We start from the raw sequence: 10,906 nt of genomic DNA on the forward strand, positions 1-10,906 counted from the left end.
CGAAGCCCCCGCTATTTAAAAGATGAAGATGTACATAGCGAGGGCTTCGGTGGTATAATGGTATTAAAAATTATCCAATCATTTCTTTGTAGGCATCTGCAGAAAGTAGGTCGTCCAGTTGAGCAGCATCTGCAATTTTAATTTTAATGATCCAGCCATCTCCGTAAGGATCTTTATTGACTATTTCCGGATCATCCTCAACTTTGGCGTTCAGTTCCAGAACCTCGCCACTCACGGGCATGTAAAGATCCGATACCGTTTTAACGGCTTCTATGGTACCGAAAACCTCTTCTTTTTCAATTGTTTCGCCAACAGTCTCCACTTCAACAAACACAACATCGCCAAGTTCTCCCTGGGCAAAATCAGTAATACCGATCAAGGCTTCATCACCGTCAACCTTAATCCACTCATGATCTTTAGTGTACTTTAATTCCTGTGGTATACTCATGTTTTTCAGCTTTTGATTTTAATTTTTATCAAAATTAGAAAAAATATACGGTTAAGCTTGAAAAATAATGATTTTTGTAACTCTTGATTCTTGTTTCTTATGTCTTGTGTCTAATAATAATTTTTAATTTTGTTGATTACGAAACATGAATACGGAGATAAAACAAAACATAGAGAAACTCAGGGAGCAGCTCAACGACTATAACTACCGTTATTATGTGTTGAACGATCCTTCTGTCAGCGATTATCAGTACGATATGATGATGAAGGAGCTTCAGGCACTGGAAGAAGCACATCCGGAGTTTGATGATGCTTCCTCACCGACAAAAAGGGTGGGGAGCGATCTGAACCAGAGTTTTACCAGTGTGAAGCATACATACCCGATGTTGTCGTTGGGTAATACCTATAACGAGAATGAGCTGGCCGATTTTGACGGACGTGTGCAGAAAGCACTTTCTGATCCGTACGAATATGTCTGCGAACTAAAATTTGATGGCACCTCCATTAGTCTGACTTACGAAAACGGTATGTTAGTCCGGGCAGTGACAAGGGGAGATGGTGAGCAGGGTGATGACGTGACTGAAAATGTAAAAACAATCCGTTCTATTCCATTAAAATTGCATGGCAACGATTATCCCGATGAGTTTGAGATTCGTGGTGAGATTGTGATGCCGTTCAAGGTGTTTGAAGCGATTAACCGGGAACGCGAGGAAAACGGTGAACCTCAGTTTGCCAATCCACGAAATTCGGCAGCAGGATCTTTGAAAATGCAGAATTCATCAGAGGTTGCCAAGCGTAAGCTGGATGGGTTCTTTTACTATATGCCGGGTGACAGTGTACCGTTTGACGGGCATTATGAAAACCTTCAGAAGGCAAAAGAATGGGGGTTTAAGATTAGTGATCATACCCAAAAATGCAAAACGCTTGACGAAGTATATGACTTTATTCATACCTGGGACAGCAAACGACATGACCTTGAATTTGCCATTGATGGCATTGTGATTAAGGTGAACTCAATCCGGCAGCAAAAGCAACTTGGATTTACAGCCAAGTCTCCACGTTGGGCCATTTCGTATAAGTTTAAGGCTGAGATGGTCAAAACGCAGCTTTTAAGTGTGTCATTTCAGGTTGGGCGTACAGGTGCGGTTACACCGGTTGCCAATCTTGAACCGGTTCAGCTGGCCGGAACTACGGTAAAAAGAGCTTCGTTGCATAATGCAGATATTATTGAGGGCCTGGATCTTCGATTGAACGATGTTGTATTTGTGGAGAAAGGAGGAGAGATTATCCCTAAAATTGTTGGGGTGGATAAGGAGTCCCGGTTTATGGAGAATGTCCCGGTTCAGTTTATTAGAAACTGTCCGGAATGCGATACAGAACTGATCCGCTACGAAGGCGAAGCTGCGCATTACTGTCCGAACCAGAACGGTTGTCCGCCACAGATAAAGGGCAGGATAGAACACTTTATCAGCCGCAAGGCCATGAATATAGAGGGTATAGGCGCCGAAACAGTGGACTTGTTTTATCAGCAGGATATGGTGAAAAATATAGCCGATTTGTACCGGTTGAAAAAAGAAGATATCGCATCGCTTGAACGCCTTGGAGAAAAGTCGGCAGAGAATATTGTAGCTGGTGTTAAAGCATCGCTGGAGGTACCCTTCGAAAAGGTGTTGTATGCCCTGGGAATTCGTTTTGTGGGCGCAACGGTTGCCAAAAAACTGGCATATGCCATGACCAATATCGATAAACTGATGCAAGCCTCAGAAGATGAACTGGTTACCATTGATGAGATCGGAACCCGGATTGCACAGTCTGTTATCGCCTGGTTTCAGCAGGACGATAATCTCGAAATTATTCGCCGTTTGAAAGAATATGGGGTTCAGTTAGCTTTGGATCAATCGGTACTGGAGAACAGAACTGAATTGCTGAAAGGTAAAACCATTGTGATCAGCGGCACATTTGAAAAGTATTCGCGTGATGAACTGAAGAAAATGATAGAGGACAACGGTGGTAAAAATACCGGTTCCATATCAAAAAATACGGATTTCCTGCTTGGTGGCGAGGGCATCGGACCAAGCAAGCTCCAGAAAGTTGAAAAACTGGGAATTCCGATCGTCAGTGAGGACGATTTTTTAGAAATGATAAACCAGCAGTAGTGATACAGGCGATTAAGACATATCTGAAAAATAAGGCCCTGAAAGATGTCCTGGCACACCATAAATCGCAGCGGCAATATCGGTCACTGAGCGATATCAGCCGTATTTTAATTGTTTTTGACGGTACGGATATTTCAAAATACGGGAGAATAAACAACATCATTAAGTCACTGCAAAATGAAGGGAAAACAGTGACCTGTCTGGCTTTTTTCGATAAAAAGGAACTGGATGACATTTGTCTTACCCAGAATAACATGCAGTTTATCAGCAGAAGTGAATTTGACTGGAAAGGCTTGCCAAATTCTGATTTTGCAGATGAGTTTTTAAAATTCAGGTATAATTTGTGTCTGAACCTTAATCTCCTGAAGTCTGATTTTGTGGATGTATTGTGCCAGATAGCAGATGCAGAGCTGAAAGCAGGTAAGAATTTTGGTAAGGGAACTGTTGCCGATCTGGTGATTGATGTGACCGATGATAAGGACGAAACATTTTTAGCTGAACAAATAAAGTATTATCTTCGCAGCGTGAAATCCACTGTATAATAAGTGTTTCACTGATTAAAACAACAAACTGTAACTTTATGGATCCTAACAGACTAAGAGGATTAGGTGTGGCAATGGTGACACCGTTTAATGAGGACGAAACAGTAGATTTTGAGGCATTGGGAAACTTAACCGACCATTTGATTAATGGTGGTGCAGATTATCTTGTTGTGCTTGGAACTACAGCAGAAACCCCAACCCTGAATAAAGAAGAACAGAAAAAGGTTGCTCAGTTTGTTATTGAAAAAAATAAGGGACGCCTACCCATTATGATGGGCCTTGGCGGCAACTGTACCAAAAATGTACTGGAACAGATAGCTACGACTGATTTTGCCGGCGTGGATTGTATCCTGTCGGTTGTGCCGTATTATAACCGTCCGGTTCAGGAAGGTATTTATCAGCATTTTAAAGCCATTGCCGATGCGTCACCGGTGCCGGTTGTGTTATATAATGTACCGGGTAGAACGGCAGCCAATATTGCAGCAGAAACCTGTCTCAGACTGGCGCAACATCCCAATATTATTGGTGTTAAGGAGGCTTCGAGTTCAGTTGAACAAATGAAAGCCATTATTAAAGATCGTCCTGCCGGTTTTATGATGATCTCAGGTGACGACGGATTGACACTGCCCCTGATCAAACAGGGAGGTGATGGTGTAATCTCTGTCATCGGTAATGCATTCCCGGAACGGTTTTCAAGATCGATTCATGCAGCATTAAACGGTGATATGGAAAAGGCAGAAGAACTGTATGCTGAAATTGGTAAGTTCACGGATTATTTATTTGTGGATGGCAATCCTCCCGGCATCAAAGCCTTACTGCACGAAATGGGAATGATAAAAAATGTGGTGCGTTTGCCGATTGTTCCTGCCACAACTTCTACTCAGAATAAACTCAGCGGTTTACTGAAAGGGCTGAACTAAAACTTACATCATTTTAGAATCCCGCAGATTTCGCGGATGCACACAGATCTGTCACGTTTTAAAGGGAATTGTTAGTCGTAAGTCGTGAATCGTAAGTCATGAAACGTGAACCGTAATTCGTGAATCGTTAGCCGTAAATCGTAAGTTGTCATTCGTTATCTCTGCGTAGTTCTGCGTAATCTGCGGGAACCTGAAATAGGTTTGTCGTGAATCGTAATTCGTCATTCGTCATTCATAATTCGTAATTAATTCAGTAACTTTGTTCAAATCAGTTACTCATAAAACTATTTACTATGCCTAAAACAACCATTACACTTCTCATTTTTATGTTTGCTGTATGTACAGCTTCAGCACAACTGACCCTTGATCTTGGACCGGATACCGCCTATTGTGTCGCCTTAGATCAACATGAACCTTACCTGTTGGGCGATAAGATGCAACTTTCAGGTGGTGTGGAACCCTATCGATTTGCATGGCATACCACATATGATATCGGTCTCAGTAAGGTTTATACCGCAAGCGCTTTTCTGAATGATACAACAGCACAATTTCCGGAGTTTCTGGATTATCCGTTAGGCAACGAATGGAACCCGTTTTACCTGACCGTTTATGACGCCAATGGCGATAGCGTTTCAGATACCATTAATGTGTGGTTTACTGTATATGCATATTCTTTAGGATACCAAGGCTTTTATATTGAAGAAGGTGACAGTATTTATTTACCTTCACCGGGTGGCGGTATAGGTGGGGGATTTGAACCATTGGAGTTTTACTGGGAATCAGAAGATGGAATGACAGAATTATCACAAGGTTATGTGTGGTTAAAGCCGAATAAGACTACTGAATATAATACTTATGCTGTTGATCAAAAAGGTTGTAAATCAGCTGAAAACACAGCTTATCAGATTTTTGTCAGTCCAAAATCCGGTAAAACTGATGTTTATCAAAATGCTGATTTCAGGATTGTGCAGAAAGGAAATGATATAATGTTTTCAAATCCACTGGGAGAAAAGGCAGAGGTATATATTTACACCTTAAATGGAAAGCTGATTGAAGCCATAACAACGTATAAAGGAGAGATGGACTTATCTGCTTTTTCTGGCCAGACATCTCTTATCGTAAAGGTACAGATTGGAGATAAAAGCGGAACTTGTCTGTTTCTTAATCGGTAGAGGTGAACCGTCAGTCGTGAACCGTAATTCGTGAATCGTTAACCGTGAATCGTTAACGGTTATACGTAAATCGTTAGTCGTACTTCATTATCTCTGCGTAAATCTGCGTTATCTGCGGGAACCGGAAAAGGGCTGTCGTGAGCCGTAATTCGTTAACCGTGAATCGTGAATCGTTAACAGTTAGACGTAAATCGTTAGTCGTGACTCGTGAACCGTAGGTCGAAAATTGAAATTCCATTGTAATCCAAAATTTCATGCGAAGGATCATTAATATGTAATTTTACATTCGTAATATCGAAGTCAACGCGTAAAATTCTAAACGGTACTTATTTGTTTCTGTGATAATCTGCGTGTTAATCTGCGATAATCAGCGAGAAATGTTGATTAAAACAACTTCATCTGACGGTCCAGAAGCTGGAAAGATTTACGGTGGTGCGGTGTAATTCCTTTTTCGGCAATGGCTGCCCGATGCGCTTTAGTCGGATATCCCTTATTCCGTTCCCATGCATAATCCGGAAAATCCCGATGCAGTTTCAGCATATAATCGTCACGGTAGGTTTTAGCCAGGATGGATGCTGCTGCAATGGACAGATATTTCCCGTCCCCTTTTACCACACATAAATGCGGAATTTCCTTATACCGTTTGAACCGGTTTCCGTCAATAATCAGGTGTTCAGGAAGAATGTTAAGTTTTTCAATAGCCCGGTGCATGGAAAGGATAGATGCATTGAGGATGTTAATCTGATCAATCTCTTCGGGTGAACATGACGCAACTGCCCAGGTTAAAGCTTCCCTTTCAATTATTTCGCGTAGCTGGTATCTGTTCTTTTCTGAAAGTTGTTTGGAATCGTTAAGCAGTGTGTTTTTGAAGTCCGGTGGTAAAATAACAGCAGCTGCATAGACCGGACCTGCAAGACAGCCTCTTCCGGCTTCGTCGCAACCGGCTTCAGGAATTCCTTTCTTATAACACAGTTCCAGCATTAAAATGGTTGTTGATACAGATGCTCCAGTAATACACTGCCAACAGCGTAAAGTGTAGGCTTGTAAATGATATCCATGGTATCGTCGTGTGTATGCCAGAAATCACCAAACCCGTGTCTGTTACTCCTGTGGTAGTGTATGATGTCGATGCACGGGATGCCGCTTCCTTTGGTTACGTAATAATGATCGTCAGTCACCGGTGCAGAACGTTCAAACAGGAAATACTGTCCGTATCCCATCTCTGAGGCCAGGTTCCATACCTTGTTGACTAACTCAGGGGCATTCTCCATGGAGAAACCTTCCATTGGAAATATCGCATTTTCTGCTCCAACCATATCCAGCAGAATCCCGTATTGTGCCCAGTAGTTTTCTTTATGGGGGTGTTTTGACCAGTATTGTGAGCCCAGACACCAGGTGTCGGCAGAATTATTGGATGCAGGTAAGAAATGAGGTTGTCCCTGGTCTTCGGCATCAAAAAAGATGATATCAACACCAAAGGGAAGTTTGTGTTGACCGATCTGACGGGCCAGTTCCATCAGTACACCAACACCGCTCGCACCATCATTGGCACCGTCAATGGGTTTTTTCATCAGGCTCTCATCTTTTTCCTGGTCCGCAAACATACGGCTGTCCCAATGCGCGCAAAGCATGACACGCTGTTGCAGTTCCGGATTGAATGAGCCTATGATATTCCGGGCTTTATAAACCGTATTGTCGAAGCCGGTCAGATCGGCTTTTTGTTCGTAAACCTTTGCTCCGAATCTCTTCATCTGACGTACAAGATAATCACCACAGGCTGTATGTGCTGCACTGTTCATTACCCTTGGCCCGAACGCAACCTGCTCTGCAATATATGTATAGGCTGAATCCGGATTAAAAGGTGGTGTTGTCAGTATCTGCTTTTTCACCGTCTCCGGTTCTGAAACTTTTTGAACGGTATTGCTTTTGGGACAACCGGTCAGAAAAACCGGAAGGGCAATGATAAGCAGAAGTTTGTTTATTTTAATTTCCATTCGAAACCCTCTTTAGTATCTTTCACTTCAAATCCGAACTCATTCAACTTATCGCGAATGAGGTCCGACGTAGCCCAGTCTTTATTCTTTTTTGCTTCCATACGCAGGTTCAGTAACATGTCCACTGCTTTTTTGTACGGCTCTGAACCTGAATCTGCACTCTGTTCATTTATGGCGGTAAGCCCCAGAATGTCAAATATAAAGATATGGAACAGGGCTGTTAATTTATCAAGATCAGTTTTGGTGATCGTATCTTTACCAGCCAGAAGACTGTTGATTATTCTTACACCATCGAAAAGGCTGGCAATGACAATTGGACTGTTCAGATCATCGTTTATGGCTGCATAACAGGCATCTTCAAGTTTCTGTATATCCACAGTGGATTTATCAGTCGATTCTATTTTACTGAGCTTATTGAAACCATCCATCAAACGGGCCAGTCCCTTTTCTGAAGCCTGAAGTGCTTCGTTCGAGAAATCCAGCGTGCTTCTGTAATGTGCCTGCAGAATGAAGAAACGGATGGTCATTGGATCATAGGCTTTCTCCAGCCTTATGTGATCACCGGAAAACAGTTGCTCAAGGGTGATGAAATTTCCGAGTGATTTCCCCATCTTTTGTCCGTCAATGGTGATCATGTTATTATGAAGCCAGTATTTTACGGTTTCATGCCCTTTGGCTCCAACGCCCTGGGCAATCTCACATTCATGGTGCGGAAATAAAAGATCCATTCCACCTCCGTGAATATCAAAGGTGTCACCCAGATACTTGGTGCTCAGAACAGAACACTCCAGGTGCCAGCCGGGGAAGCCGTCGCTCCAGGGTGAAGGCCAGCGCATGATGTGCTCCGGGGCTGCTTTTTTCCAGAGGGCAAAATCTACACTGTTGTGCTTTTCATCCTGTCCGTCCAGTGCACGGGTTGTGTTCAGCAGATCTTCAATCTTTCTGCCTGAAAGCTTGCCGTACTGGTGTGACTGGTTGTATTTTACCACATCAAAATAAACCGATCCGTTGGATTCATAGGTCCAGCCGTTTTTCTCCAGGGTTTTAATAAATTCAATCTGTTCAATCAGGTGACCCGAGGCCTGTGGTTCAATGGAAGGCCGCTGAACGTTCAGTTTGTCCATCATATTATGGTAGCTGTTGGTATAGTACTGAACCACTTCCATAGGTTCCAGCTCTTCCAGTCTGGCTTTTTTCCCGATTTTATCCTCTCCTTCATCGGAATCATTTTCCAGATGCCCGACATCGGTTATGTTACGCACATAGCGCACTTTGTAATCCAGTTGTTTCAGATATCGGAACAGCAGGTCGAATGTAATAGCTGAACGGGCATGCCCCAGATGTGGCTCACCATAAACCGTAGGGCCACAAACGTAAAGTCCGACATAAGGTGGTTTTATCGGTTTAAAAACCTCTTTTTTACGCGACAGAGAATTGTAAAAAGTGAGTTTGCTAGTCATTTTACCTGCATTTATCAGAGCGGCAAAAATACAAATAAAAGCCGGAAAATTCAATGTATTTCCCGGCTCGATATTTTGCAGTTAAACCTGTTCCTATAAAAATGCTTTCAATGTTTTAAAGAGATCATTCTGCCGGATAGGCTTTGAAATATATTCATTGAAGCCCTGCTCGAGGAATTTCTCCTTGTCACCGGTCAGTGCAAATGCCGTTAATGCGATTACGGGGATGGATAATTTATGTGCCCGTAATTCTTCCAGCGTTTCAATTCCACTCTTTCCAGGCATCTGAATATCCATCAGGATGAGATCGATATCGGAGATGGTTTCAATAATTTTTATAGCAGAATCTCCGGAGTTGGCATAAAGACAGGTGACATTTGAATTTCGGAGTGATAAGCGGATGTATTCATAGATCTCCTTGATGTCATCCACAACAAGTATTTTTTTGTTGGTCCAGGGACTGATCGTTTTTTTGATTTTACTTTTCCTGACTTTGCTGAGAGAGCTGTTGGTCTGGTCATAAACTGGAAGAGCAAAAGAAAAAGATGTTCCTTCATGGGGAACAGAGCTGAAATTCAGGCCCGCGCCCATCAGGTCTGCAATGTTTTTTACAATGTGTAAACCAAGCCCGTTGCTGCCATAGGGTTTAGTGTAAATCTCCTCATCTTTTTTGAAAAGACGGAAGATGTTGTCCTGTTTTTCCTTTGGAATTCCGATCCCGGTATCACGCACAAAAACCTCGATCTCTTTTCCCCTGCCAGATTTGTAGCCAAATCTGATGGTCCCGGTATGGGTGTATTTTACCGCATTGTCAAGCAGCTGTATCAGGATCTGTTTTAATCGTAACTTATCCGCCAGAATAAGTATTTCACGGTTTTCAGGTAACTCTATTTTAATGGACACGTCAGTTTTTCGGGCTCTTTCAAGTTCTCCCTGATACTGATTGAACATATCCAGAAAGAGTTGTTCCGGATTGAAAACTGATTTTACCAGTTCCATCTGGCCGGATTCAATTTTAGATACATCAATGATGTCGTTGATAATCTGGACCAGGTTTTCAGTATTGCGTTCAATGATCCTGGCAAACCCTCTCTTGTCGTCATCCGAGAAATCATCCTCTATCATCATTTCAGCAAAACCGGAAATACTCGTTAACGGGATCCTGATATCATGAGCCAGATTGGCAAGAAAAGTTGATTTCAACCTGTCGTTATACTCTGCGGTTTCTTTCTCCCGTATTAATTTTTCAAGCTTTTTTTCAATTTCGGAACCATTCATAAACGTCCCGATCACCTGAAAATCATTAGTTCGGGCAACCTGTGCATTAATAATGAAGGTGCGGCTTTTGGTCTTTAGGATAAAATTTTTAACAGGAAGCTCCCTGGAGCAGTCTTCCAGAATTTCAGCGAACTGACTTTTGTTCAGTACCTTTAATGTTTCTGTAAAGGTCTGGAGAGATAATGGTTCTGAAATCGTTTTTCCAGGTGCAAATTCCCAGTCGGAATTGACTTTGATTTCAGATGATCTTTTGTTAAATGCAAACCAACCTTCGTTCAGCTGCATAACAACTTCTTCTATAAAATCCATGCTTACAATATTAAATTGTTAGTTTGGAGTTATCACTTTAAGAGATGAGGCGTATTAATTCTACAATGCAAATATATAAATATTTTGTTAAATTACGATATCTATGTAAATAAAATGTTAAAATATATTATATGTATTTGACATTCTGTAGTTTGTAGTTGTTAAAATAAGATACCTGATAATGTTTTATTTATATTGCAACTCATTTTAATTGAACTTGTTTCGGACGTATAACGGTATTATGGTCGGTTATATTTTACTTACATTCTGTAAAATAGTTGATTTTTATTGTTAACATAAAGTTTAAAAGTCCGGCAGGAGTTTTTCCTGTATCGAATTCTGGTGTGAGCCGTTTTGGTGCAATGCTTTTTACAAAATTCCGATCTGTTTCACTTCTCGTCTTATCCGATTAAATCAAATAAGCTTCCATATCAAAATGGAAGCTTTTAAGTGCCCGGGACCGGACTTCCCGACATCGTTTCCTCATTGGGATTCCGCTTCGCTACAATTCCCGTCCAGTCCGGTTAAAACAAAAAAAGGCTTCCATCTCGAAATGGAAGCCTTTAAGTGCCCGGGACTGGACTTCCCGACATCGTTTCCTCATCGGGATTCCGCTTCGCTACACTTC

The 10,906-nt window shown here is 41.9% G+C and carries 9 protein-coding genes; 4 read left to right on the forward strand and 5 right to left on the reverse strand.

The features are described from left to right. Nucleotides 1-70 precede the first annotated feature (70 nt). Nucleotides 71-448, reverse strand: coding sequence for a glycine cleavage system protein GcvH (gene gcvH / locus ACE1EF_RS11560; protein ID WP_375720826.1), 378 nt, complete (start codon nt 446-448; stop codon nt 71-73). A gap of 145 nt (nt 449-593) precedes the next feature. On the opposite strand from gcvH, the gene ligA reads away from it, so the two are divergent. The 4 genes from ligA to ACE1EF_RS11580 all read left to right on the forward strand — a co-directional run bounded on the left by ligA (nt 594) and on the right by ACE1EF_RS11580 (nt 5,237). Further along, complete coding sequence (ligA, locus tag ACE1EF_RS11565; RefSeq protein WP_375720827.1) at nt 594-2,603, forward strand: NAD-dependent DNA ligase LigA; 2,010 nt, start codon at nt 594-596, stop codon at nt 2,601-2,603. Continuing rightward, complete coding sequence (locus tag ACE1EF_RS11570; RefSeq protein ID WP_375720828.1) at nt 2,603-3,145, forward strand: DUF6913 domain-containing protein; 543 nt, start codon at nt 2,603-2,605, stop codon at nt 3,143-3,145. Before ligA ends, ACE1EF_RS11570 begins: the two co-directional genes overlap by 1 nt. A gap of 38 nt (nt 3,146-3,183) precedes the next feature. Continuing rightward, nucleotides 3,184-4,065: a 4-hydroxy-tetrahydrodipicolinate synthase gene (dapA, locus tag ACE1EF_RS11575; RefSeq protein WP_375720829.1), complete on the forward strand. Its 882-nt coding sequence runs from the start codon at nt 3,184-3,186 to the stop codon at nt 4,063-4,065. Between the two features lie 293 nt (nt 4,066-4,358). Beyond that, a complete protein-coding gene (locus ACE1EF_RS11580; protein ID WP_375720830.1) occupies nt 4,359-5,237 on the forward strand; it encodes a hypothetical protein in 879 nt (292 codons plus the stop codon). Nucleotides 5,238-5,621: 384 nt separating this feature from the next. Here the strand turns inward: ACE1EF_RS11580 and ACE1EF_RS11585 are convergent, their stop codons facing one another. From ACE1EF_RS11585 to ACE1EF_RS11600, 4 genes are all read right to left on the reverse strand, one after another. Beyond that, nucleotides 5,622-6,218: a ribonuclease HII gene (locus tag ACE1EF_RS11585; protein ID WP_375720831.1), complete on the reverse strand. Its 597-nt coding sequence runs from the start codon at nt 6,216-6,218 to the stop codon at nt 5,622-5,624. Continuing rightward, entirely contained in the window at nt 6,218-7,231 is a 1,014-nt protein-coding gene (locus ACE1EF_RS11590; RefSeq protein WP_375720832.1) for a M28 family peptidase, read from the reverse strand. The genes ACE1EF_RS11585 and ACE1EF_RS11590 overlap by 1 nt, the downstream gene beginning before the upstream one ends. After that, the gene (gene cysS / locus ACE1EF_RS11595; RefSeq protein WP_375720833.1) at nt 7,216-8,691 is read right to left on the reverse strand and encodes a cysteine--tRNA ligase; all 1,476 of its coding nucleotides are present in this window, start codon (nt 8,689-8,691) and stop codon (nt 7,216-7,218) included. The genes ACE1EF_RS11590 and cysS overlap by 16 nt, the downstream gene beginning before the upstream one ends. A 93-nt stretch (nt 8,692-8,784) precedes the next feature. Then, on the reverse strand, nt 8,785-10,278 hold the full coding sequence (locus ACE1EF_RS11600; RefSeq protein ID WP_375720834.1) for an ATP-binding response regulator: 1,494 nt from the start codon (nt 10,276-10,278) through the stop codon (nt 8,785-8,787). Nucleotides 10,279-10,906 lie beyond the last annotated feature (628 nt).

Source organism: Quyinboa sediminis (genome assembly GCF_042219855.1).
Classification (GTDB): Bacteria; Bacteroidota; Bacteroidia; order Bacteroidales; family UBA5342; genus JBHJHP01.